At 72.6% G+C, this 24617-nt stretch carries 18 protein-coding genes; 9 read left to right on the forward strand and 9 right to left on the reverse strand.

Annotated features, from left to right (window positions below; genetic code table 11):
- Positions 1-6: 6 nt before the first annotated feature.
- Together ACFWGN_RS10445 and ACFWGN_RS10450 are read left to right on the forward strand one after the other, a co-directional pair.
- A complete protein-coding gene (locus tag ACFWGN_RS10445) occupies positions 7-1467 on the forward strand; it encodes a phosphomannomutase/phosphoglucomutase (protein ID WP_377616785.1) in 1461 nt (486 codons plus the stop codon).
- 10 nt (positions 1468-1477) lie between these two features.
- Positions 1478-1702 (forward strand): Trm112 family protein, encoded by a 225-nt coding sequence (locus ACFWGN_RS10450; protein WP_377616786.1) that lies wholly within the window; start codon positions 1478-1480, stop codon positions 1700-1702.
- Positions 1703-2182: 480 nt separating this feature from the next.
- On the opposite strand, the gene ACFWGN_RS10455 is transcribed toward ACFWGN_RS10450, so the two are convergent.
- Positions 2183-4144, reverse strand: a complete 1962-nt coding sequence (locus ACFWGN_RS10455) for an O-antigen ligase family protein (RefSeq protein WP_377616787.1) — start codon at positions 4142-4144, stop codon at positions 2183-2185.
- Positions 4145-4469: 325 nt separating this feature from the next.
- Here ACFWGN_RS10455 and ACFWGN_RS10460 point away from each other — a divergent pair, with 325 nt between their 5' ends.
- Complete coding sequence (locus ACFWGN_RS10460) at positions 4470-6341, forward strand: carboxypeptidase-like regulatory domain-containing protein (RefSeq protein ID WP_377616788.1); 1872 nt, start codon at positions 4470-4472, stop codon at positions 6339-6341.
- A gap of 111 nt (positions 6342-6452) precedes the next feature.
- Here ACFWGN_RS10460 and ACFWGN_RS10465 read toward each other — a convergent pair whose 3' ends face one another.
- From ACFWGN_RS10465 to ACFWGN_RS10480, 4 genes are all read right to left on the reverse strand, one after another.
- On the reverse strand, positions 6453-7373 hold the full coding sequence (locus ACFWGN_RS10465) for a glycine betaine ABC transporter substrate-binding protein (protein WP_377616789.1): 921 nt from the start codon (positions 7371-7373) through the stop codon (positions 6453-6455).
- Positions 7374-7467: 94 nt separating this feature from the next.
- Positions 7468-8343, reverse strand: coding sequence for an ABC transporter permease (locus ACFWGN_RS10470; RefSeq protein ID WP_377616790.1), 876 nt, complete (start codon positions 8341-8343; stop codon positions 7468-7470).
- Positions 8340-9773: a glycine betaine/L-proline ABC transporter ATP-binding protein gene (locus ACFWGN_RS10475; protein WP_377616791.1), complete on the reverse strand. Its 1434-nt coding sequence runs from the start codon at positions 9771-9773 to the stop codon at positions 8340-8342. Before ACFWGN_RS10475 ends, ACFWGN_RS10470 begins: the two co-directional genes overlap by 4 nt.
- A gap of 659 nt (positions 9774-10432) precedes the next feature.
- Entirely contained in the window at positions 10433-11311 is an 879-nt protein-coding gene (locus tag ACFWGN_RS10480) for a hypothetical protein (RefSeq protein WP_377616792.1), read from the reverse strand.
- Between the two features lie 314 nt (positions 11312-11625).
- Here ACFWGN_RS10480 and ahcY point away from each other — a divergent pair, with 314 nt between their 5' ends.
- From ahcY to ACFWGN_RS10505, 5 genes are all read left to right on the forward strand, one after another.
- Positions 11626-13149, forward strand: coding sequence for an adenosylhomocysteinase (gene ahcY / locus ACFWGN_RS10485; protein ID WP_377616793.1), 1524 nt, complete (start codon positions 11626-11628; stop codon positions 13147-13149).
- A 145-nt stretch (positions 13150-13294) separates the two neighbouring features.
- Positions 13295-14731 (forward strand): hypothetical protein, encoded by a 1437-nt coding sequence (locus ACFWGN_RS10490; protein WP_377616794.1) that lies wholly within the window; start codon positions 13295-13297, stop codon positions 14729-14731.
- A gap of 126 nt (positions 14732-14857) precedes the next feature.
- Positions 14858-16363: a sensor histidine kinase gene (locus ACFWGN_RS10495; protein WP_377616795.1), complete on the forward strand. Its 1506-nt coding sequence runs from the start codon at positions 14858-14860 to the stop codon at positions 16361-16363.
- A 113-nt stretch (positions 16364-16476) separates the two neighbouring features.
- On the forward strand, positions 16477-17136 hold the full coding sequence (locus tag ACFWGN_RS10500) for a response regulator transcription factor (protein WP_377616796.1): 660 nt from the start codon (positions 16477-16479) through the stop codon (positions 17134-17136).
- Between the two features lie 179 nt (positions 17137-17315).
- Positions 17316-18788 (forward strand): acyltransferase, encoded by a 1473-nt coding sequence (locus ACFWGN_RS10505; protein WP_377616797.1) that lies wholly within the window; start codon positions 17316-17318, stop codon positions 18786-18788.
- On the opposite strand, the gene ACFWGN_RS10510 is transcribed toward ACFWGN_RS10505, so the two are convergent.
- Positions 18700-19521, reverse strand: coding sequence for an RDD family protein (locus ACFWGN_RS10510; protein ID WP_377616798.1), 822 nt, complete (start codon positions 19519-19521; stop codon positions 18700-18702). The two genes, ACFWGN_RS10505 and ACFWGN_RS10510, sit on opposite strands and share 89 nt — an antisense overlap.
- A 122-nt stretch (positions 19522-19643) precedes the next feature.
- Here ACFWGN_RS10510 and ACFWGN_RS10515 point away from each other — a divergent pair, with 122 nt between their 5' ends.
- Positions 19644-20633 carry a stage II sporulation protein M gene (locus tag ACFWGN_RS10515; RefSeq protein ID WP_191800088.1) on the forward strand — a complete coding sequence of 330 codons (990 nt, stop codon included), beginning with the start codon at positions 19644-19646 and terminating at the stop codon, positions 20631-20633.
- Positions 20634-20636: 3 nt separating this feature from the next.
- On the opposite strand, the gene ACFWGN_RS10520 is transcribed toward ACFWGN_RS10515, so the two are convergent.
- The 3 genes from ACFWGN_RS10520 to ACFWGN_RS10530 all read right to left on the reverse strand — a co-directional run bounded on the left by ACFWGN_RS10520 (position 20637) and on the right by ACFWGN_RS10530 (position 24564).
- Positions 20637-21851: a winged helix DNA-binding domain-containing protein gene (locus ACFWGN_RS10520; RefSeq protein WP_377616799.1), complete on the reverse strand. Its 1215-nt coding sequence runs from the start codon at positions 21849-21851 to the stop codon at positions 20637-20639.
- Positions 21852-22257: 406 nt separating this feature from the next.
- Positions 22258-23550 carry a DUF58 domain-containing protein gene (locus tag ACFWGN_RS10525; protein WP_377616800.1) on the reverse strand — a complete coding sequence of 431 codons (1293 nt, stop codon included), beginning with the start codon at positions 23548-23550 and terminating at the stop codon, positions 22258-22260.
- 24 nt (positions 23551-23574) lie between these two features.
- Positions 23575-24564, reverse strand: a complete 990-nt coding sequence (locus tag ACFWGN_RS10530) for a MoxR family ATPase (protein ID WP_191800590.1) — start codon at positions 24562-24564, stop codon at positions 23575-23577.
- Positions 24565-24617: the final 53 nt, after the last annotated feature.

Raw genomic sequence — 24617 nt, forward strand, 5'->3', positions numbered from 1 at the left:
GAACCGGTGCCCATCGACCTGACCCAGCTGATCAAGGCCTACGACGTCCGAGGTACCGTCCCGGACCAGTTCAACCCCCAGGTGGCCCGAGCGATCGGCGCTGCGTTCGCGCGCGTCGTCGTGCTGCCCGAGGCGAGCCCCGGTGAGCCGGACGCCGTCCCGCGCGTCGCCGTCGGGCGGGACATGCGCGACAGCGGACCCGAGCTCGTCGACGCGTTCGCGCAGGGCCTTGCCGACGCGGGCGTGGACGTGATCCGGATCGGGCTGTGCTCGACCGACGGGCTGTACTACGCGTCGGGGGCTCTGGACGTCCCGGGCGCCATGTTCACGGCCTCGCACAACCCCGCCGTCTACAACGGCATCAAGCTGTGCCGTGCCGGCGCGCGCCCCGTCGGGCAGGACTCGGGTCTGGTCGCGGTGCGCGAGCTCGCCCAGGAATACCTCGACGGCGAGCTGCCCGCCCCGGTGGAGGAGCGGGGAGAGATCACCGACCGCGACATGCTCGCGGACTATGCGGCGTTCCTGCGCTCGCTCGTGGACCTGCGCGGCATCCGCCCGCTCAAGGTCGTCGTCGACGCGGGCAACGGCATGGGCGGCTACACCGCTCCCGCGGTCCTCGGGACCGCGGCGGGCCTCGAGGCGCTGCCGCTCGACGTCGTGCCCCTGTACTTCGAGCTCGACGGCTCGTTCCCGAACCACGAGGCCAACCCGCTCGACCCCAAGAACCTGGTGGACCTGCAGGCCGCGGTCGTCGAGCACGACGCGGACCTGGGCCTCGCGTTCGACGGCGACGCCGACCGCTGCTTCGTGATCGACGAGCACGGCGACCCCGTGTCGCCGTCCGCGATCACGGCGCTGGTCGGGCTGCGCGAGGTCGAGCGCGAGAAGGCCGCCGGGCGGGTCCCGACGATCATCCACAACCTCATCACCTCGCGCGCGGTGCCGGACTTCATGTCCGCGGCCGGGGCGAAGGTCGTCCGGACGCGCGTGGGGCACTCCTTCATCAAGGCGCAGATGGCCGACAACGACGCGGTGTTCGGCGGCGAGCACAGCGCCCACTACTACTTCCGCGACTTCTTCTTCGCCGACACGGGCATGCTCGCGGCGATGCACGTGCTCGCGGCGCTCGGCGGTCAGGAGCACCCGCTCTCGGCGCTCGGCGAGGTCTACGAGCCGTACACGTCAAGCGGGGAGATCAACTCCGAGGTGGCCGACGTCCCGGCCGCGCGGGCCCGTGTCGTGCAGGCGTACGTGACCGAGGAGGGCGCAGGGCCCGTCGTGGTCGACGAGCTCGACGGCCTCACGGTCTCCCACTGGGACTCCCACCCGCAGTGGTGGTTCAACCTCCGTGCGTCCAACACCGAGCCGCTCCTGCGGCTCAACGTCGAGGCCGCCGACGAGGACATCATGGAAAAGGTGCGCGACGACGTCCTGTCGCTCGTGCGCGCCACCGAGAACGAGAACTGAGGTCGAGCACATGAGCAAGGACACGACGGCGGGCGCCCCCACGGGTGGATCCGTGACCCTCGACGCCTGGGTACGCGAGGCGCTGCGCTGCCCCGTGACCGGCGCGACCCTCGTCGAGGGCACAGGCCCCGACGGGAGCCCCGAGCTCCACTCGACGGACACCGAGCGCCCGCTCGCCTATCCCGTACGTGACGGGATCCCCGTGCTGCTGGAGGGCGACGCGCGGGCTCTGTAGGGCCTGGCGCCGACGCCCTTCGCCGTGAGCCCGGGGCCCTTCGGGGGCGGCCACCGGGCTCACCTGTTCTCCTGGGGCTACCCTTCCTCTCGGGTTCCCGTGCGTGTTCGCGTGGCGAGGGCCGAGCAGAATCCCGTCGGCCCCGCCTACGTCTACGCGGTCATCGTCTCGATCGTGCTTGTTCGCGGTCGGCAGTCTGTTCGTGCTGAACGAGGCGTGGCCCAACTGGTAGGACCACCATCCCATCACCGAGCGGCAGTGGGTGCCCGTCAGCAGTCGTGGCCGTCGGTCATCCGCACGGCAGGGCCATCCCCATCGCGCGCCCATCCATCTCGAGCCGGACCTGCGTCGCGCAGTGCGGGTGGCCGAGGCTTCTCCCGCCCGGCCGAAGTCCTGCGCTCAGCCGATGGCACCGGCTGTCTCCCGCAGCCGAGGTCGGTCTCCGTCGTCGTGGGCCTGGGCACGACGAAGCACCCGTGATCAGGACCGGGGCCTCGTGCCTGCCGCTGACTCGAGCACCGCGAGGTTCTGGCGTGCGAGGTCGGCGGTCATGGGATTCTGCACGGCGACGTCGAGGTGCTCGCGGGCGAGGTCGAGCTCTCCCGTACGAGCCGCGGCGACTCCCCGCAGGAGCCGCGCCCGGGGGTCCTCGCCACGCTCGAGGACTTCGTCGAGCAGGGTCCCGGTCACCTGCGGCTCGCCCAGCGCGAGGTGCCCGAGCGCGAGCGAGAGACGAGCCTCGGAGGACGACGGATGGCTCGCGAGGGCGCGCCCCGCCCACGTGACGGTCGCTCGTGCAGACGGCTCGTGCCCGACCTCTGCCCCGGCCGAGAAGGTCTGCGCGGCGATCAGGGGGACGTCTCGGTCCCAGGGGCGGAGGGTCTGCGCGAGGTCGAATGCGGACTCCGAGTCGTCGACGTCGCCGGCCGCCGCGGCTGTCACCGCGCGGGCGAGGGGGATCTCAGCGGCCGATGCAAGGACCAGCGCCGCACAGAGCAGTCCGCCCGTGGCCAGGACGAGCGGTGCCTTCCATGGCTTCCGACGCACCGAGGAGGCCTCGGGTGCACTCTTGCTTCGCACGTCCTGCGGGCCTGAGACCAGCGCTCCTGCGGCGAGGCCCACGAGCGCGACCGTGCCGATCGTCGTGAAGTGCGTGAAGAGGGCGAAGGACGCGCCGACCACGGCCGCGAACGATCCGTGGACGAGCAGGGTCCGAGTGTCCTGAGGTCCCCACGGGTGCGCGACGGTCCGAGCGTTCTCCGAGCAGGCGGCGCGGCTCCCGACGACGAGCACGGTCAGCGCGAGGGCGAGCGCGCCCAGGAGCATCGGGACACCGCCCGAGACGGCGGCCTGGAGCGGCCAGGCGTGCGCCGAGTCCAGGACCAGAGCCGGAGCCGAGGAGAACGTGGCGGCCTCGGACCGCTGGCCCGGGTAGGCGTCGACGAGACCGCTGGGCCCAGCGCCGACGAGGGGGCGGTCCGCGACCAGGCGCACCAAGGAAAGCCAGAGGTCGGCACGGCCACCGATGGTCGTCGCGGCGAGCGGGTCCGCGCCCGTGAGCCTGTCGCGTGAGGCGGGGAGGAGCAAGGCGCCCAACAGTGCCATGCAGGGTGCCATGAGCGGCACCAGGGCAGTCACGGGCGAGTGCCGAGGAGGGAAGAGCGCCGACCCACGCGACCGTAGCCGAGGTGCGATCGCGAGGACAGCGCCGACGACCACGGTTCCCATCAGCGCAGCTCGTGACCCGGACACCACGATCACGGTGACCGCGCTGAGCACGCCGACGAGCGGGAGGGCGCGGACAGGCTTGTCCCGGACGTCGTGCGGAGGGGTCGCCGGGGTCGAGACGACGAACGGCAGGAGGAGTGCGACCAGGACCATCCCGCAGATGCCCTGGTCGGTCGCGTTGCCCAGCAGCGCACCGGGGCGGGAGACGTCGCCCCCCGTCGGGCGCTGACCGGTCGCCTCGAGGACGCTCACTGCGCCGAGGAGGACCGATGCGACCGAGAGCATCCTTGTCCACGCGAAGATCACCCTGTCGGGGGCGCCCGGTCCGAGGACGCGCGCCCCGGCCCAGGCGACGCCTACGTACACGGGCAGGGCGACGAGTCCTTCGTAGCGAGGCCACCGTCCGACGGCCTGTGCCAACGGTGCGTCGGAGGCGAGGGCGGCCACCATCAGCCAGACCGCGCCCAGGCCGAGCAGGACGACGACCGCCCGCGGGAGCGTGCCACGCCGGGCCACGGGGACCGCGGTCATGACTGCGCACGCCGCGACCGCGAGCTTCGGGAGCGTGAACCGGTCGAGGCCCCCTGGCAGGAGGACGAGCGGGACACAGGTCATCAGCACGAGCGCCGCGCGGCCGTCACGCACGGCTGTGAGCAGCGCACCGACGAGGGCGGTACGGCGTGGGACCGAGAGCCGGGCAGCGTGTGGAGGCACCGGACGAGACTAGTGGCTCCTCACGGGAGGGAATCGCGTCGCATATCCACCCAGACTCGGACAAACGAATTGTGCGTTCCCGGCATTCTCCGACACACTGTGCGCGTCCGTCCGCATCGGTGCGCGACGGATCCGAACGAACGGAGCATCGATGCCCCTCCCACCACGGACCCGATCGGTCGAGCGCCGAGCTCGCCGGGGACACCTCGCCCGTCGCGCCGGCGGCAGGACCCTCGCTGCCGCCCTGGCGCTCGCGGTCCTTCTGCCGACCGGAGCGGTCGCGGCCACGGACCCGGTGCCCCCCGGATCGTCGACGACCCAGTCTGTGCAGGTCGCATCCTCGTTGAGCCTGAGCGGCAGGCTCGTCTCCCCGGAGAGTCAGCCGGTCGCAGGCGTCCTGGTCCAGGTGCACGACGTCGCCGACCGGACGAGTCCCGCCGGGACCTGGACGGCGGAGGACGGGACGTTCCGCCTCGCCGGTCTCGATCCGACGACTGCCTACGAGGTCGCGGTGCACGACTCGACCGCGACGTACCTCGGAGGCTTCGTCGTGAGTGCCGGAGGAGAGGCCTGGCTCACCCGGGATCGTTCGCGCGCCCAGGTCTTCTCCGAGACGACTGCCCTCGGTGATGTCCGCCTCGAGGCACCCTCGACGATCCAGGGCAGCGTGCTGGACTCGGTAGGCCGGGCCGCGGCTGGAACGGCGGTCGTGGCCAGCGCTCCCGACGAGTCGTCGAGCGCGCTCGTCGGAGAAGACGGTACGTTCGTGATCGAGGGGGTCAGCACCCGCACCGACCACGTCCTGTCGGTTGTAGGCCAGCCGGGCGTCAACACCCCGCAGTACCTCACGTTCGAGGACGGGACCTGGATCACGCAGGGCGACCTCGCGGGAGCGACCTCGGTGCGTGGGGGTACGTCCGGCGTCACCGTCCGCCTCCGCCCCTCTCCACGGGTCGACGGGACGCTCCACGACGCCGCCGGGGTGGGGATCGACGGCCTGTACGTCCAGCTGCTGAAGAGCGGGTCGGGTGAGTGGGCAGGCTCCTCCCCGACCCTCAACCGTGGGAAGTTCGCGTTCGACGGGCTCGAGATCGGTGCTGACTTCGTCTTGTTCGTCTCGAGCTACAGCGACCCGCGCTATCTCGGTGGCTACGTCCGAATCGCGGACGACGGGACAGCCACCCTGGTACCGGACGTCGTGGACGCGACGCGGGTCTCGACCGGGACGCTCGGCCTCGACGTCACCGTCGGCGAGACAGGAGGGTTCTCGGGGCGGCTCACCGGTGTCGGCGGAACCTCGGAGTACTACTCGTTCACGCTCCACTCCGCGGACGGAGAGATCGTCGGCTGGCCAGGGCAGGTCGCGGCGGACTGGGGGCTCGGCGCAGACGGGGCGTACTCCCTGCGCTCGTCGGCCCCTGGGACCTACCGGATCGGCGTCAACCGGCAGAGCGGCATCTCTCGGTACGCCGCGACGTACTTCTCGGCGACCAAGGCCCAGGGGGTGACCACGGTCGCCGAGGCGTCGCCGGTGCTGCTGACCGCGGGCGAGATCACCTCGGACGTCGACGTCGAGCTGCGTGAGTGTGCTTCTGTCAGCGGGAAGCTGACCGGATGGCGTCCCACGTCCGGGACTGTCACGGTCTACGACGACGAGAACCCGGACGTCGCGACGCGCCAGGCCATCGTCGCCCCGGACGGGACGTACTCGGTCACTGGCCTGCTTCCCGGGCGTTACCACGTCGCTGTGGACTACTTCTCCGACTCGGGGCCGGCGTTGTGGGGCAAGGTGTTCCTGGGCGGCGGCGCGACAGAACCCGAGCGCACGCGCCTCGACGTCCCCCGCTGCGCACCCGTCAAGGGTGTGAACATCAAGATCCCGGTGCCTCGCCTCGAGGTCACCGAGGCCTCGGCCGTCTCGGGAACGCCGGTCGTGGGCGCGGAGCTGGCCGTGACGTCGGGCATCTGGACCCTCGAGGGGGCCTTCGAGCCGTCCGCGCCTACGGCCGTCAGGTACCAGTGGCTCCGCGACGGTAGGGCCGTCAAGGGGGCTACGAGCGCGACCTACCAGCCTGTCCGAGCCGACGTCGGCAGGAGCCTCTCGGTCCGGGTGACCGCTGAGCTGGCGGGGTTCCGCAAGGGCAGCACCACGTCGGAGGGGACCGCTCCGGTCGTCGCGGCGACACCAGGGAGCTGATGCCCGGCCGCCGGCGCGCCGAGGTCTGAACCTGTGGCGAGGTACGGGCGAACGCGACAGGCCGGCACCCCGTGGGGGCGCCGGCCTGTCGTGAGGGCGGAGGAGCGGAGGTCAGCCCTTCGCGGCGGCCTTCAGGTCGTCGACGAACGTCGGGTTGGCCTCGAGCCACTCGCGCACCGAGGCGTCGTTGTCGGAGCCTTCGTTCTCGTTGAACATGATGTTCTCGAGCGAGAAGAGCTGCTCGTCGCTCAGCGTGAGCGCAGAGATCCAGGACGCGACGTCGGGGTGGTCCTCGGTGAAGCCGGTGCGGGCGACCGAGTGGATCTTCTCGGCGTCACCCATGGCGCCCTCGGGGTCCTCGAGGTCCTTGACGGGGAACGCGTCGTAGGCCCAGTGCGGGCGCCACAGCGTCACCGCGACGTTCTCGCCCGCGTCCGTCTTGCTCTTGAGCTCGGCGAGCATGGCCGGCGTCGAGGAGATGACGAAGTCCATGTCGTCCAGGCCGTAGGTCGGGATGGCCTCGTCCTGCGTGATGCGGGTCAGGCCTGCGCCGGACTCGATGCCGACGATGCGGTTGTCGAACAGGTCGGCGTTCGCGGCCAGGTCGGCGAGGCTGTCGACGGGGGCGTCCTCGTTCACGGCGACGGTCAGCTTGGCGTCGTCGTACCAGTAGCCGAGGTCCTCGAGGTCGTCCCCGTACTTCTCCAGGTAGTCGGCGTGGGTGAGGGGGAGCCACATGTCGAAGTTGACGTCGAAGTCGCCTCCCGCCATGCCCGTGTAGACGACGCCGGGGTCGGCCGTCTCGGTGCGGACCGTGTAGCCCTCGTCCTCGAGGATCGCCTTGAACAGGTGCGAGACCGCGATGCCCTCGTCCCAGCCCGAGTGGATCGCGATGGTGATGTCCTTGCTGGGCTCGGCCGAGCCGGAGCCTGTCTCGCCCGAGGCGCAGGCTGCGAGCCCGAGCCCCAGCGCGAGCGAGGAGGCGACGATCGCGGTGCGACGACGAGCCTGGTGGTGACGTGCGGGAGACATGCTGTCCTTCCTTCGGGGGCGGGCCGCTGGTGCGGCCGTGCCCTCCTGGGTTGGTGGTGGTGCAGAAGACGTGCCGGCCCGTCCGGGCCGGGGCTCAGACCGCGCTGGCCGCGAGGGCCTTGGCGATGGGCGAGCGGGTGCTGAGCGCCGAGGTGACGCGGTCGAGGAAGATCGCGAGGATCACCACGGACAGGCCGGCCTCGAAGCCGAGCGAGATGTTGACGCGCTGCAGCGCCCCGACGACGTCGCCGCCGAGCCCGCCCGCGCCGACCAGACCGGCGATCACGACCATTGAGAGCGAGAGCATGATGACCTGGTTGACGCCGGCCATGATGGTCGGCATGGCGAGGGGGAGCTGGATCTGGCGCAGGATGCGGCGCGGGGTCGAGCCGAACGCGTGGCCGGCCTCGACGACCTCGGAGTCGACCTGGCGGATGCCCAGCTCGGTGAAGCGCACGCCCGGGGCGAGGGCGAACACGACGGTCGCGACGATGCCGGGGACGGGGCCCGTCAGGAAGATCATGACGGTCGGGATGAGGTAGACGAACCCCGGCATGGTCTGCATGAAGTCGAGCACAGGACGCACCACGCGCGAGACGGTGTCGTTCCTGGCGGCCCAGATGCCCAGGGGGATGCCGATCGCGAGCGAGATCACGCTGGCCACGAGCACGAGTGCCAAGGTGTCCATGGCGTTGTCCCACTGGTCGACGCTCGCGATCACGACGAAGCCGACCAGGGCCGTGACGCCGAGGCGCCAGCCCTTGGCGAAGAAGGCGAGGGCCGCGAGCGCGAGCGCGACGACGACGAAGGGCGGGCCTTGGAGGACCAGCGCGAGGGAGTCGTAGCAGGACAGCAGGACGTCCTTGACGACCGCGAAGAACGGCTTGAACGACGCGATGAGCCAGGTGACGAAGAGGTCGACCCAGTCGCCGAGCGGCAGGCGGGGGACGAACGTGTCGGTGGTGCTCATGCGTTCGCTCCTTCCGTCGTGGCAGCGTCGTGCGGGGCGGTCGCGCCCTCGGCTGCGTCGGTCCCAGGGGCAGGCCCGTCGTCCGTGTTCTCGTCGGGCCCGACGGCGTCGCTCTCGTCGAGCGTGGGCGGCACCATGGCCTCGAGCAGGGTCACGCGGGGGATCACGCCGACCAGGCGGTTCCTGTCGTCGGTGACCGCGACGGGAAGAGGCGACTCGGCCGCGGGGGCGAAGAGCTCCGCGAGGGGGGTGTCGACGCTCACAGGGGCGACGCCGTCGTGCACGATCGACTCTATGCTCGTGTGGTCGCCGCCCGACTTCAGGAGGGCGACCGCGTCGTCGTCGCGCACGACGCCTCGCAGGACGCGCTGCCGGTCGACGACGTAGGCCGCCGACACCTGCGCCTCGCGCATGGTGCGGCTCGCCACGCGCGGTCCGCCGCCGAGCGGGACGACCGCCGTGGGGCGGACCATGACCGACGAGGCGGTCAGGACGCGCGTGCGGTCGACATCGGCGACGAACTGCGCGACGTAGTCGTTCGCGGGGTCGGAGAGGATCTCCTCGGCCGTGCCGATCTGGACCGTGCGACCGTCACGCATGACCGCGATCCGGTCTCCCAGGTGCATGGCCTCGTTGAGGTCGTGGGTGATGAAGATGATGGTCTTGCCCAGAGTTTGCTGGAGATCGAGGAGCTGTTCCTGCATCTCGCGGCGGATGAGCGGGTCGAGCGCGGAGAACGCCTCGTCCATGAGCAGCACGTCGGTGTCCGCGGCCAGGGCGCGGGCCAGGCCCACGCGCTGGCGCATGCCGCCCGAGAGCTGCGACGGCAGCGAGTCCTGCCAGCCGCCGAGGCCCACGAGGTCGAGGGCCCGCTGCGCCTTCTCGCGGCGCTCGGCCTTGCCCATGCCCTGGATCTCGAGCGGGTAGGCGGCGTTGTCCAGGACCGTGCGGTGGGGGAGCAGGGCGAAGTGCTGGAACACCATGCTCACGCGGCTGCGGCGCAGGGCGCGCAGCTGCTTGGCGCTGACGTTCGCGAGGTCGGCGTCGCCCAGGAGGACGTGGCCAGCCGTGGGCTTCCACAGGCCGTTGAGCATGCGGATGAGCGTGGACTTGCCCGAGCCGGACAGGCCCATGACCACGAAGATCTCGCCCTGCTTGACGTCGAAGCTCGCGTCGATGACCGCGGCCGTGCCGAGGGGCTTGACGTCGGTGCGGCTCGCGCCCTCCTTGAGGCGGCGCACGGCCTCCTGCGGGCGGCGGCCGAAGACCTTGTAGACGCCCTGGACGCTCACGGCCACGGGCCGGTCGTCGGGAAGGGCGGCGGCGCCGTGGGCGCCGGGGTACGGCTCGGTCTCGACCGGGAGCAGGACCGGCGCGGTGCTCTGCCCGGTGCTGCTGTCGGTGCTGGTGCTCGTGCTGCTGGTCGTCATGCTGGCGGTGTTCGCCACCTTCCACGTGTCGTGGCGGTTCCGGAACGCTCCGGGGAGGGCGCCAGGGGGACCTGGCAGCGACCTCCCGGTGCGCTCAGCGCCGTCAGGCGCGTCACGGTCCACCGGATCGTGGCCCGCTGCCGGGGGCCACCCGGGAGGGCGGCCGCCGCGAGACGCTGCGGGCCATGACCTGTCACCGGTCGGCGAGGCGCCGGGCCGGGACAGGTCGATCTGTCTCCTGCACCCTGCCCGATCCCAGGACGAATTGCTACCGAGTGAACGGTGTGTATGGCGGTTTCCGGGGAGATGCTTGACTGTTCAATCGTTGCGAGCGCGCGGTTTTGACCATTCACAGGATCGTTACTGCTTCGTGATCTTGAAATGGTCAAGCAGATTTGTTATCGCGCGCGGGCGCGGACAGTTGAACGGTGCGTGCGAACGGGGCGCGCCGCCGGGCGCGACGCCAGCGCCCGCCGAGGGCGACCGCCTCGCCTGCCGGGGGCGACCGCCCCGCCTGCTGAGGGCGACCGCCTCGCCTGCCGAGGGCGACCGCCTACCCCGCCGAGGGCGACCGCCTCGCCTGCTGAGGGCGACGGGTCGGTGAGTCGAAGGTGACGGTGAGCGACGCCGTCGGGCCGCCTGTGGTGCGGGGCGGGCGCTCACCACCGCGGGAGCTTCGCTCGGTCGAACAGCGCGGCCACCGCCGCGAACAGGGCCTCGCGCCGACTGAACAGGGTGCTGTCGACGACCAGGAGCTGCCACCCGTTCGCGCGCACCCGCTCTCGCCGGACGCCGTCCCTCGCCGCCTGGTCGGGATCGAGGTGATAGGCGCCGTCGTACTCGATGCCGACGCGGAGCTCGGGATTCGCCAGGTCGAGCCGCGCCACGAACGACCCGGCCAGGTCGTGGAGATCGTGCTGCGCGACGAGTCGCGGAAAGCCCTCGAGCGCGAGGAGCACGCGGAGCATCGACTCCCGCACCGACTCCGCGCCCGCGTCCACGAGGTCGAACGCGCGGGGGACCATCGTGATCCAGCGGGCTCCCGGGTTTCGTTCGACGACCGGCCAGACGTCGGCGATCCCCAGTGTCGTCGCCCGTACGAGCGCGTCCAGACGGGGGACCGATCGCAGGAGCATGGGGTCGCGAGCAAGGTCGTACGCCGTACGAGCGGGCGTCGTGACGAGGCCCCAGTCGGAGTCCTGCACGTCGTCGGGGTGGAAGGAGCGCCCGCGAGACGAGCGGCCGTCGACCGACCGGACGCGTCGGCCGTGCCGGGCGCCGACCTCGATCGCGTGTGCAGCGCTCGTCTGGTCCACGCCGTAGATCCACGCAGCCGTCGTGCCGCACAGGACAGCGTCGGAGGGGAGCGCGAACCGGGTTGCACGGACCCTGTCGCCGTAGGTGAGGGAGTGCCGGGCCGGTGCGACGACGTCTCGTGCGACACGTTGCAGGAGTGGGCCGCCGAGGCGCGCCGGGACGAGGTCCCGGGTGTCGGTCGAGCGCAGGAGGAGCTGTCCGTGGTCGTCGATTCTTCGCATGGCTGGGATCGTGCCGAACGCGGCCCCGTGATGTGCTGGGGCTCGGCGGCGGCTGTGGACGATGCGACGTGGACGGGGGCTGTGCACGGGGTGCCTCCTGGGCGCAGCTCGACCGTGCGTCCGATCGCACCCGTCGCGTCGGCGGGGCCGCCCCGAGCGGGCTGCGCAGTCACCGGTCACCATCAGTGGCCGGGACCGTCACCGTGGGCGGCCAGGATCGTCACCCTCGGGGCTCCCCGTGGTCACCTTCAGCGCCCGACGAGTCACCCCCGGTAGTCTGGAGCGACACCGTCAGAACCGTCGTTCGGAGCACCATGTCTTCTGCCACGCCCGCCGCCCAGGCCTCCTTCGACGAGGTCCCCGGCCGCTACAAGGTCCGCGACCTGTCCCTCGCCGAAGCGGGTCGCCACCAGATCCGCCTGGCCGAGCACGAGATGCCCGGGCTCATGGCGCTGCGCGCCGAGTTCGGTGAGTCGCAGCCCCTGGCCGGCGCGCGCATCGCGGGCTCGCTCCACATGACCGTCCAGACGGCCGTCCTCATCGAGACCCTCGTCGCGCTCGGTGCGCAGGTGCGCTGGGCGAGCTGCAACATCTTCTCGACGCAGGACGAGGCCGCCGCGGCCATCGTCGTCGGCCCGCACGGCACGCCCGAGGATCCCCAGGGCGTCCCGGTCTTCGCGTGGAAGGGCGAGAGCCTCGAGGAGTACTGGGACTGCACCGAGCAGATCCTGCTGTGGCCGGGCGACGAGGGAGCGAACCTCATCCTCGACGACGGCGGCGACGCCACGATGCTCGTCCACCTGGGCCTGCAGTACGAGCGCCTCGGCACGGTCCCCCCCGACACGCTGCCGGGCGAGCCGGACCACACGCACGAGATGAACGTCGTGCGCTCGGTCCTGCGCCGCGCGCTCGCCGCCGACCCGCTGCGGTGGACCGGTATCTCCGAGCAGCTGCTCGGCGTGACCGAGGAGACCACCACGGGCGTGCACCGCCTGTACCAGCTCGCCGAGTCGGGCGAGCTGCTGTTCCCCGCGATCAACGTCAACGACTCGGTCACCAAGTCGAAGTTCGACAACAAGTACGGCATCCGCCACTCGCTGCCCGACGGCATCAACCGCGCGACCGACGTCCTCATGGGAGGCAAGGTCGCGTTCGTCGCGGGCTACGGCGACGTGGGCAAGGGCGCAGCAGAGGCCTTCCGTGGTCAGGGCGCGCGCGTCATCGTGTCCGAGGTCGACCCGATCTGCGCGCTGCAGGCCGCGATGGACGGCTACCAGGTCGCGCGCATCGAGGACGTCCTGGGCGAGGCCGACTTCTTCATCACGACCACGGGCAACAAGGACGTGGTCACGGCCGAGCACATGACGGCGATGAAGAACAAGGCGATCGTCGGCAACATCGGCCACTTCGACAACGAGATCGACATGGCGGGGCTGGCCCAGATCCCGGGCATCACGCGCACCGAGATCAAGCCGCAGGTCCACGAGTGGACGTTCCCGGCCACGGGCGACGAGGAGCCGCGCTCGATCATCGTCCTGTCCGAGGGCCGTCTGCTCAACCTGGGCAACGCGACGGGCCACCCGTCGTTCGTCATGAGCAACTCGTTCTCGAACCAGGTCATCGGCCAGATCGAGCTCTTCGAGGACAGCAAGCGCCCCGAGGGCGAGCGGACCTACGAGCGCCAGGTCTACCGCCTGCCCAAGGTCCTCGACGAGAAGGTCGCGCGCCTGCACCTCGATGCTCTGGGCGTGCGCCTGACCGAGCTCTCGAAGAGCCAGGCGGACTACCTCGGGATCCCGGTCGAGGGGCCGTACAAGCCTGAGCACTACCGCTACTGAGCGGGCGCGCGCGCCCCTGAGCGCGAGGTCGACGCCGCAGGGCCGGGTTCCGGGAGGAGCCCGGCCCTGCGGCGTCGGTCTTCCCGAGCGCACCCCTCCCTCCTGCGCGAGGATGTACCCAGCACCGCGCTGACAGGAGAAGACGATGGCGACCGTCCCGAGCGAGCCCACGATCAGCGACCCCGAACGCGCCGAGCTCGAGGCCCTGCGCGCCGAGGTCCAGCGCCTGCGGGCCGAGCGGAGTGCACCCCCACCGTCGCCCGGCGCGGCCGTCGCCGCCCCCCACCGCCACTGGGTCCGTTGGACTGCGGTGACGGTCCTCCTGGTCCTGGCCGGGGTCCTCATGCTCGGCTCGGTCCTCGCCCGCTACGTGCGCGGCGAGATCCTCGACACCGACCACTACGTCGCGACCGTGACCCCGCTGGGCTCGGACCCGGCGATCCAGGCGGAGATCGGCACCAAGGTCAGCGACGCGATCCTCGACCGGATCGACCTCGAGTCGGTCACGACCCAGGCACTGACGACGCTCACGCAGAACGCCGAGCGCCTCCCGCCGCAGGTCATGGGTCTGGCCCCGCTGCTCGCGAGCCAGGGCGAGTCGTTCGTCCGATCGACGGTCGACCGCATGGTGACCTCCCCGACGTTCGAGGAGCTGTGGATCGTCGCGAACCGTCAGGCGCACAAGAACCTGGTCTCGGTGCTCACGGGGGAGGGGGAGACGTCCGTCACGGCCGACGCGAACGGTCAGGTCACGCTCTCGCTCGGCCCCATGATCGACGAGGTGACCAAGCGGCTCTCGGCGCGCGGCTTCACGTTCGTCGAGAACCTTCCGTCGATCAACCCGCAGTTCGTGCTGTTCACCTCGGACGACGTCGTCACGGCCCAGCGAGCGGTCGCGTTCCTGGACAAGGCCGCGAACGTCCTGCCCTGGCTCTCGCTGGCGGTCGCGGTCTGCGCGGTGTGGGCCGCGCCGCGCGGCGGTCGTCGGCGCGCCGTGGTCCTGGCAGGCGTCGCGTACATCGTCGCCATGGCGCTCCTCGCGATCGGGATCACGGTCGGACGGTCGCTGTACCTGAGCGCGGTGCCGTCCGACACCCTGTCGCCCTCGGCCGCGACCGCCCTGATCGACGCGGTCCTCGTCCCGCTGCGCACCTCGTTGCGGGCCGTCTTCGCGTTCGGCCTGGTCGTCGCGCTCGCGGCGTACCTCACAGGGTCCAGCCGGTCGGCGGTCGCGGTGCGCAGCGGCTTCAACTGGGCCGTGCGCGCGGTCAGCCGTGGCCACGCGGGTGACGGTGGGCGCGCGCCGCACCCGTTCGAGATCTGGGTCGCGAGGCTCCGCTGGCCGCTCGTCGGGCTCGTCCTCGCGGGAGCGCTGACGGTCCTGGTGTTCTCGCGCTACCCGAGCGGCAGCACGATCCTCGTGATCGCCCTGGTCGCGGCCGTCCTGGTGATCGCGATCCAGGTCGTCTCGGCGCCCGCACGCGGAGCGACCCGGGCGACGGTCGAGGGAGAGGCGGGTGCCGCCGTCGGGCAGGGGGCCGCCGAGACCCCCGAGGAACCCCCGGTCCCGGCGGCCCGCTAGCGTCCTGCGCACGGGGGACAACCCCCGTGCACGACGGCGGAGCGCACCCTGGGCGCCGAGGCGCGCGTCGGGAAGACTGGTGGCACCGCTCGAACCAGATGCAGGAGCCCTGACACCATGTCTGCTGTGACCTCTTCCCAGCCGCTCGGCGACGCCGGGCCCACCGGCGGCCCTGCCGACCCCACGGGTCCCGTGCCCCCTGCCGAGCCGTCCTCGCCGCTGTCTCCGGGCGGCACGCACCCGGCGTCCGCAGGCGCTGACGCGCCCCCGACGGCCCGCCCTCCCCGCCCGGGGCGGGTCCCCGTGCCCGTCGACCCGCGCTACACGGACCACCGCGAGGACGTCGGCTTCCTGCGCGCGCCGTTCGCGCGCAGCACGTGGCGCGAGTTCGGGTACATCTGGCTCTCGCTGCTCGTCGCGCCCGTGGCCTTCGCCTACGCGATCTTCACGGTGAGCTTCACGGCCGGGATCCTCGTGACGGTCGTCGGGCTGTTCGTGACGGGCGCGCTCGTCCTCGGGGCCCGCGGCTGGGGCGGCATGTACCGGACCATGGCGCGCTCCATGCTGTCGGTCGACGTCCTTGCCCCGGCCCCCTACGAGCGCCGCCGGGGGTTCTGGCGCGTGCTGTGGTCGACCGTGTCCGACGGGCCCGGGTGGCGTGCCCTGTCGTTCATGCTCGTGAGCTTCGTGCTCTCGATCGTGTCGTTCGTCGTGAGCGTGACCTTCTTCTTCACCGCCGTGGGGGCCATGACGCACTGGTACTGGTCCCAGTTCCTCCCGCTCCAGCAGGCGGCCGACGGCACGTGGCACCGCGGCGCACAGATGGGTACCGACTGGTTCGTCGACACCCCGATGCGGCAGTCGGCGCTCGCGGCCGCCGGAGTCGTGCTGTGGTGGCTGTGGCCGCAGCTCGTCCGGGGCTTCGCGCAGCTCTTCCGCCTGCTCACGATCAACCTCCTGGGCCCCACGCGCGCGAGCCTGCGTGTCCGTGACCTCGAGAAGTCCCGCGGTCGGACGGTCGAGGACGCCGACGCCAAGCTGCGCCGCATCGAGCGCGACCTGCACGACGGTACCCAGGCCCGGCTCGTCGCGGTCGCGATGCAGCTCGGCGAGGCCAAGGAGCAGCTCGCCTCGGGCGGCGACGCGACCGAGGCGCTCGAGCTCGTCGACAGCGCGCACGCCTCGACCAAGGAGGCGCTCGTCGAGCTGCGCGAGCTCGCGCGGGGCATCCACCCGCCCGCGCTCGACAACGGCCTCGCGGTCGCCCTGGAGACGCTCGCGGCGCGCTCGCCCCTGCCCGTGACGGTCGACGTCGACCCGCGCGTCGCGCCCTCGCCCGCAGTGGAGACCATCGCGTACTTCTGCGTCGCCGAGCTCGTGACCAACGCCGCGAAGCACGCACGCGCGTCCGGGGTGTACGTGCTGGTCGAGGAGCAGGGCAGCACGCTGCGCCTGCGCGTGCGCGACGACGGGCAGGGAGGCGCCCGGGTCTCGACACCCGACGCCCAGGGGCACCGCTCGGGGCTCGCAGGGCTCGAGGAGCGGGTCCGCTCGGTCGACGGCACGTTGGACCTCGTGAGCCCGGTCGGTGGGCCTACGGTGGTCACCGTGACCTTGCCGAGCAGGGTCTGACCCCGTCCGCTCCACCGGGTCGAGCACGACCCGGAACACGGGACTGCCTGCCTGCCCGCCGGCCGTGCGGCCTCCCGCTCCACCCCGACCCTTGAACACAGAAGAGGTACACCGTGCGGCTCGTCATCGCCGAGGACTCCGTCATCCTGCGCGACGGGCTCGTCGCGCTGCTCACGCGCCGCGGCCACGAGGTGGTCGCGGCGGTCGGCGACGGGGACGCGCTCGTCGCGGAGGTCGGCAGGCTCGGGGTCCTGGGCGAGCTGCCCGACGTCGTCATCATCGACATCCGCATGCCCCCGACCTTCACCGACGAGGGTCTGCGTGCGGCCCTGGCTCTGCGGGAGTCCTCGCCGGGGCTCGGGGTGCTGCTGTTCTCGCAGTACGTCGAGACGCGCTTCGTGAGCGACCTGCTCACGGGCGGCGCTGAGGGTGTGGGCTACCTCCTCAAGGACCGGGTCGCGGACGTGAGCGAGTTCCTCGACGCGCTGACCCGGATCGCCGCGGGGCAGACGGTCCTGGACCCCGAGGTCGTGAGCCAGCTCATGGGCGCCTCGCGCCTCGACGACGGCCTGGGGCGCCTCACACCGCGCGAGCGCGAGGTGCTCGAGCTCATGGCACAGGGGCGGTCCAACACCGCGATCGCGGAGAGCCTGTTCCTGTCCTACGGCGCGGTCGAGAAGAACGTGACGTCGATCTTCGGCAAGCTCGGCCTGCCGCAGGACGCGGGGGACCACCGGCGGGTGCTCGCGGTACTGAGGTACCTGCGGGACTGAGCGTGAGGTGGCGGTACCTGCGGGACTGAGCGTGACGTGGCGGTACCTGCGTCCGGGGGACAGCCCCCGCACCGGCTCGCTGGATCGCCTCCACGGCCTCGGGGGCGGCTCCCATTCTGGGACGAACCGGGATCTTCAAGACTGACAGGGAACCTGATCCCCGTCTCGAGGAGCATCCCGTGGCCGTCGTCGACGCCCCCTCCGCACGGCCGTCCCGGCCGCTCGCGCCGCCCGCTGCACGTCCCGACCGCACGGCGGACGGCGTCCCTCGCCGCAGCGTCGGCCGCCACCCCGCCCAGGTCTCGGGCAAGACGCCCGCGACCGGACCGCTCGACCCGACGCTCCGCCGTCGGGCTGCCGTGCCGCCCGGCGGCGCCGCCAGGCGCGACGTGTTCGTCGACGCCGTGCGCGCTCTCGCGACCCTCGCGGTCCTCAGCGTCCACTGGCTCATGCCCGAGGCCACGTGGGACGGCGAACGGCTGGGCATCGGCAACGCGCTGTCGCACGGCGGCGCCTGGGCCCTCACGTGGGTCCTGCAGGTCCTGCCGCTGCTGTTCTTCGCGGCGGGCGCGTCGGCGGCGTACCAGCTGTGGCGCGGCACGGGCGGAGGGCCCGACGGCGCCGCTCCGGTCGCGACCGCACGTCGCCAGGGCGTCGTCGCGGCCGGGTGGGACGTCGTCCGACGCAGGCTGCCGCGCATCTGGAGGCCCGTCGCGGCCTTCGCCGGTACGTGGGCCGTCGCGGTCCTCGTGCTGCCGGCGCTGGGGGTCCCGGAGGTGGCCGTGCAGCAGGTCGCACGCATCGCGCCCCAGCTCCTGTGGTTCCTCGGGGTCTACCTGCTGCTGCTCGCCGTCACGCCGGCCCTGCTGCGCGCCTACCGGGCGTGGGGGTGGCGTCTGGTCGCGCTCGTCGTGGCCGCACCGCTGATCGTGGACGCGCTGCGCTTCGGTGCCGGCGTGGACCAGGTCGCGGTCGTCAACGTCCTGCTCGGCTGGGCCGTGCCCTACGTCCTGGGGATCACGTACGTCGACCTCGTGCGCCGCGACGCGCTGCCCTCGCGTCGTGCCCTGTGGCTCACGGCCGCGGCGTCGCTCGCCGCGATGGCGGGCCTCGTCACCGCGGGCCCCTACCCTCTGAGCCTCATCGGGATGCCCGGCGACGCGATCTCCAACCTCGGCCCGCCCACGGCCCTCGCCGTGACCCACGCGGTGCTCCAGGTGAGCGTGGCGCTCGCGGTGCGCGACGCCGTCGTGCGCTGGGCGGGCGGACGAGGCGCGACGATCGTGACGTGGGTCGCGGCGCGCTCCATGACGCTGTACCTGTGGCACCTGACCGCGATGTTCGTCGTGATCGGTGTGGTGCTGCTCGGGCTGGGCTCGGCGCTGCCCGTGGCGTGGAGCGCCGACTGGTGGGCCAGCCGGCCCCTGTGGTTCGGAGCCGCGGCGCTCGTCCTGGGGGCGCTCGCGGCGGTCTTCGGCCGCTTCGAGGCCCCAGCGGTCCGGACGGCTGATTCCGCGGCGGCCAGGGCGGCCGAGCCCGGCGGGCGGGCCGGCTACGCGGCGGTCAGCTCCGAGGGTCGGGCACCGAGTACGGCAGCCGGTGCAGCATCTCGCCCTGCTCGTGCGCGAGCTGCTGCCCCCGCTGGGCCGTGACCCAGTCCCGGTTGCGCCGCTCGGCGAGCACCGCGCACAGGAAGTCCTCGGGGGGCGTGCCGGGCGGCGGGCCGGGGGCCACGTAGCGCTCGATGCGGCCCGCGAGGTCCTGCCCGATCCGCACGCGCGAGGCCGGGTTGAGCGTGGCCGCGCGGCCCAGGAACTGACGCACCGCGAGGGCCAGCCCGTCCGGGAGCTTGCGCATGTCGGTGTGCACCGCCCAGGCCGCCAGGTAGGGCGGCATGGAGATCGCGGCGTACGTCGGCCTGCCGCCGCGCACGCGGATCGCGTACGTCCCCGCGAGCATGTCGCCCACGCGCTTGCCCTTGTCGTTCGACAGCGACGCGATGAGGGCGACCGAGCCGAACGTCAGCCAGAGCTCGCCCACGCCCACGAGCGCACGGATGAACGCGTGCCGGAAGCGGACAGGGCCGCCGTCGTCGCGCACGACGCGGATACCCATGGCCAGCTTGCCGAGCGACCTGCCGCGCGAGAGGGTCTCGACCGTGGTGGGGATGCCCACCATGACGAGGACCAGGATCACGGCCCAGAGCGCCGGGGCGAACTCGGGGCTCACCGCGTCGAGCGCCGACCCGGCCGCGGCGAAGAGCAGGGCGAACAGCACGATCCCGATCGCCGTCAGGTCGATCACGGCCCCCAGGGCGCGCGTCACGAACGACGCCGGTCGTGCGTCGAGGACCACTCCCTCGCCGGTCAGGATGCCGTCTCGCACTCGTGCTCCTCGTTCGTGCCTCGTCGAACCTCGTGCCCCGTCGCGCGGACGGCCACGAAGCGGTCCGGCCCACTGTAGGTCAAGGGCGGTCCCGGAGGGTCCAGGTGTGGCAAGGTTGCCGCGTGGACCTGGATGCCTTCAACGCCGTGCACAGCGCCGAGTGGTCGCGACTCGAGGAGCTGACCAAGAAGCGCTCGCTCGACGGCGCCGAGGCCGACGAGCTCGTCCGCCTCTACCAGTCGGTCGCGACGCACCTGTCCACGATCCGTTCGGCCGCCCCGGACCCTGTGCTCATCACGCGGCTCTCCGACCTGCTCGGGCGTGCCCGTACGCGCATCGCCGGGGCCCACGAGCCCGCGTGGCGTGACGTCGTGCGGTTCGCGACCGTCTCGGTGCCCGCGGCCCTCTACCGGATCCGGTGGTGGACGGTGACGATCATGGTCCTGTTCGTGGGCGTCGCCGTGATCTCGGGGTGGTGGGTCGCCACGAACCCCGACGCGCTCGCCTCGATGGGCACGCCCGCGCAGCGCGAGCAGTACGTCGACGAGGCCTTCGCGAGCTACTACGACCCCGGTGCGGGCTTCGCGTCGATGGTCTGGACCAACAACGCCCGGATCGCCGCGCTGTGCATCGCGCTCGGGATCTCCGGGGTCTTCCCGGCGTACATCATGTTCGCCAACGCGGTCGGCGTCGGGTCGACGGGCGGCATGATGGCGTACTACGGCGAGCTCGACACGTTCCTCACGCTCATCGCCCCGCACGGCCTGCTCGAGCTCACGGCGATCTTCGTCGCGGGAGCCGCCGGGCTGAGACTCTTCTGGGCCCTGATCGACCCGGGGCCGCGCACCCGCGGGCGGGCCGTCGCGGAGGAAGGGCGGGCGCTCTTCACGATCGCGATCGGGCTCGTGGTGGTCCTGGCGGTCTCCGGGATCATCGAGGGGTTCGTGACCGGGTCGAGCATGGCGTGGTGGCTCAAGATCGTCATCGGCGCGATCGCGCTCGCGGCGTTCTGGGTCTACACGATCGTGCTCGGTCGGCGCGCAGTGCAGGCCGGCGAGACGGGGGACCTCACGGCCGACCACGCAGGGGACGTCGCACCCGTCGCGGCCTGAGGCCTACCGCGCTCCTATCGCCACCACGCGCTCGGTCGCCTCGGGGGCCACGAACCGCAGCAGCTCGTCGCCGCGCTCCTCGAGCGCGGCATGCTGGCTGGGCGTGAAGACGTGGCCGAGCGGGGTGACGTCGAGGTACGCGGCCGCGCCGGGCGTCGTGGCCGGCCGGGAACCGGACCGTCGGACCTTCCACGTCGCGGCGACGTAGCCGTCCACGAGGACCGTCCCGGGCACCTGGCCGTTGACGGTCGTGATCGCCCTGCGCCGCACGTCGTCCACGACGCGTGTGCGGTCGGCATGGCCGAGCACGAGGTTGTCGAACTCCGCGATGAGCGCGAGGGGGGCGGGGGCGTCCGCGCCGGGGCGTGGTGCACCCGGCAGGTCGAGGTACTCCTTGCCGTCGGGCCCGGTGAAGGTCGAGAGCTCGGGTCGCAGGTGACCGACGACGTCGCGCAGGCCCGTCAGCCCGGACCACCGCTGGGCGTCCATGACGGTGGCGGGGCCGAACGCGGCGAGGTAGCGCCGCACGAGGCGCACGAGGGCCTCGAAGCGTTCTTCGGGGTCTCGCAGCGATCGGCTCGGTCGCCCGGTCCAGGCGTCGGCCGTGGTCCAGGTCGTCGTCGTGCCGGAGCCGCTCGCTCCCCACACCCCGCGCGGCGTGACCTGGACGAGCGGGAGGTAGCAGCGGGCCGTGTAGGCCAGGTGCTGGGGGTGGACGTCGGGCCAGCGCTCCCCGAGGAGCCTGCCCAGGTCGGTCGAGGTGAGCGGCCCCTCGGCCAGGAGGTCCTGCGCGGCCGCCGCGACGTCGTCGAGGTCGGTGCCGACCAGCGCCTTGGCGTGGACGCTGCCCACACGCACACCCGACTCGAGCAGCGGGCGCAGCACGCCCGGCAGCTCGAGGGCGTCGTCGGCCGTGACGAGGTGGACCGTGCCGCGCATGACCGCGATGCGCGTGACCGAGCGGTCGAGGAACCGGTCCGCGAGGTCGTCGGTGCGGAACCCGTCGAGGCGCGACCACAACCCGGGGTACGGGGTCGTGGGGACCTGCGACTGGAGCCCCACGAGATGGTCGACCTCGGCGAGGGTCGGCGTGCGGGGACCGGCCTGCGCCCCCGGCGCCGAGGAAGGGCGCGGGGCCAGCAGGTGCTGGCGCGCGAGCAGCGCGCGGTTGAGGTCGTCGAGGCTGAGCGTGGGCCCGTGGCGGCCGGCGGCGGTCATGGGGCCATCGTGCCGCGAGGGGCCGACGGACGGGAGGTCTCGGCTCGCGTGCCGGGGCGACGCCCGGCCCTCTCCCGGCAGCGGCGCTGCTCGCGCCGGCGTCAGAAGATCAGGAAGCCGAGCGCGGGGATGACGAACGTTGCGGACAGCGCGAAGATCACGATGATCGCGACGCGGCGGTTGCGTGCTTCACGGTCGCGCGAGGTGGCCGGTCGGCGCACGATGCTGCTCCTCGGGTGGTGGGGCGGGACAGGTACCAGCCTAGACGGCGCCCTGGGAGCGGTGCGACGGGTCGTGTGACGGTGCTGTGACGGCGGGGTCTCGCCGGTCCCGACGAGGACCGGCGAGACCCCGGTGCCGTGCTCGTGTCTTGCCGGCGTCTTGCCGGGGCCGGGCGGCCCGGCGGTCACAGCCGCCCGGCCGCCTTGAGCGCGAGGTACGTGTCGGCGAGCCGCGGCGCGAGCTCCTCGGGCAGCCCCTCGACCACCTCGACGCCCTTCTGCGAGAGCACGGTCCGCACCGCCGTGCGCTCGAGCTCGACGCGCGCGGCAGCCGCGGCGTCGTAGACGTCGGCGCTCGAGTCCCGGGCCGCACGCAGGGCCGCGACCTCGGGGTCGGCGACCGAGGCGACGACGACCTGGTGCTTGGAGGTCAGCTGCCCGACGACGGGCAGCAGGCCGGTCTCGACGGCAGCCGGGTCGAGCGTCGTGAGCAGGACCACGAGCGCGCGCTGCGAGAGGCGCTGGTGGACCGAGCCGACGAGCCCCGGCCAGTCGGTCTCGAGCAGCGCGGGCTCGACGGGTGCGAGCGCGTCGGCGAGGGCCGGCATGAGCCGCGGGCCCGCCGCACCTGCGACGCGGGCGCGCACCCCGCGGTCGTACGCGAACAGCTCGACGCGGTCGCCCGCCCTCCCTGCCAGGGCCGAGAGCAGCAGGGCAGCCTCGATGCTCGCGTCGAGGCGCGGCTCGTCGCCGATGCGGGCCGCGGACGTGCGCGAGGTGTCGAGCACGATCAGGACGCGACGGTCGCGCTCTGGTCGCCACGTGCGCACGACCATGTCCGCCCGGCGCGCCGAGGCACGCCAGTCGATCGACCGTACGTCGTCGCCGATCACGTACTCGCGCAGCGAGTCGAACTCGGTCCCCTCGCCGCGCACCTGGACCGCGGCGCGCCCGTCCATCTCGCGCAGGCGGGCGAGCCGGCTCGGCAGGTGCCGGCGCGACGCGAACTCGGGCAGGACGCGCAGACGTCCGGGCACGTCGAGCGAGACCTGGCGGGCCGCGAGCCCGAGCGGTCCCGCGGCGCGGATCGTGACCTTGTCCGCGAGCCGGTCGCCGCGCCGGGTGGGCACCAGCACTGTCGTCAGGCGCGCCGACTCACCGGGGGGCAGGTCGACGGGGTGCCGGTTGACCTGCGGGCCCGCCGAGGGGGCCCAGGCGTCGCGGACCACTGCGCGCAGGCGCCTGCCGGTCAGGTTCGTCACGACGAGCTGCGACGTCGCGCGACCCGTGAGGCGGACCGAGCCCGGGACACGTCGTTCGACCGCGACCCGCCGCGGGGAGGCCGCCAGGGTCACGTCGAGCGCGCACAGCAGCGCCACCACGAGCGCCCAGACCAGGACCGTGCCGTACGAGGGCACGACGAGGACCGCCACCACCCCGAGGGCGGCCAGCGCGACGGCGCGCCACGTCAGAGCCATGTCATCCCTTCAGGCTGCCGGCGCTCAGCGCGGGACCGGCACGGAGGCCAGCACCGTGTCCAGCACGCTCTCCGCGGTCACGCCCTCGAGCTCGGCCTCGGGGCGCAGCTGGACGCGGTGACGCAGCGTCGGGTGGGCCAGGGCCTTGACGTCGTCGGGCGTGACGTACCCGCGACCGGACAGCCAGGCCCACGCGCGTGACGTCGCGAGCAGCGCCGTGGCGCCTCGGGGCGACACGCCGAGCGACAGCGAGGGGGAGTGACGCGTCGCGCGGCACACGTCCACGGCGTAGCCGAGGACCTCGCGCGAGACCTGGACCTGGGCGACCTCGGCGCGTGCGCGGTCGAGGACCTCGCGGCCCGCGACGGGCCGCACCCCCGCGGCGGCGAGGTCGCGCGGGTTGAAGCCCGCGGCGTGCCGTGCGAGGACCTCGATCTCCTGGTCGCGCTCGGGCAGCGGCAGGACGAGCTTGAGCAGGAAGCGGTCGAGCTGGGCCTCGGGCAGCGGGTAGGTGCCCTCGTACTCGACGGGGTTCTGCGTCGCGATGACGAGGAACGGGTCCGGCAGCATCCGCGGCGTCCCGTCGACCGAGACCTGGCGCTCCTCCATGGCCTCGAGCAGCGAGGCCTGCGTCTTGGGAGGCGTGCGGTTGATCTCGTCGGCCAGGAGCAGGTTCGTGAAGACGGGGCCCTCGCGGAACGAGAACTCGGCCGTGCGCGCGTCGTACACGAGCGATCCCGTGACGTCGCCGGGCATGAGGTCGGGCGTGAACTGGACGCGCTTGGTGTCCAGGTCGAGCGAGGCTGCGAGCGTGCGCACGAGCAGCGTCTTGGCGACGCCAGGCACGCCCTCGAGGAGCACGTGGCCCTTGCAGAGCATCGCGATGAGCAGGCTCGTGACCGCGGCGTCCTGACCGACGACGGCCTTGCCGACCTCGGTGCGCACGGCCGCGAGGGCTGCGCGCAGCTCGTGCGAGGGGCCCGACGGCGCAGCGTGCGCGGGAGCGTCGGTCACGGGCTGCGGGGCGGGCGCCGCGGGTGCCTGCGCCGGGGTGGGCTGGGCGGGAG

It is taken from the genome of Oerskovia sp. NPDC060338, from assembly GCF_042726295.1.
In the GTDB taxonomy this organism is placed as follows: Bacteria; Actinomycetota; Actinomycetes; order Actinomycetales; family Cellulomonadaceae; genus Oerskovia; species Oerskovia merdavium.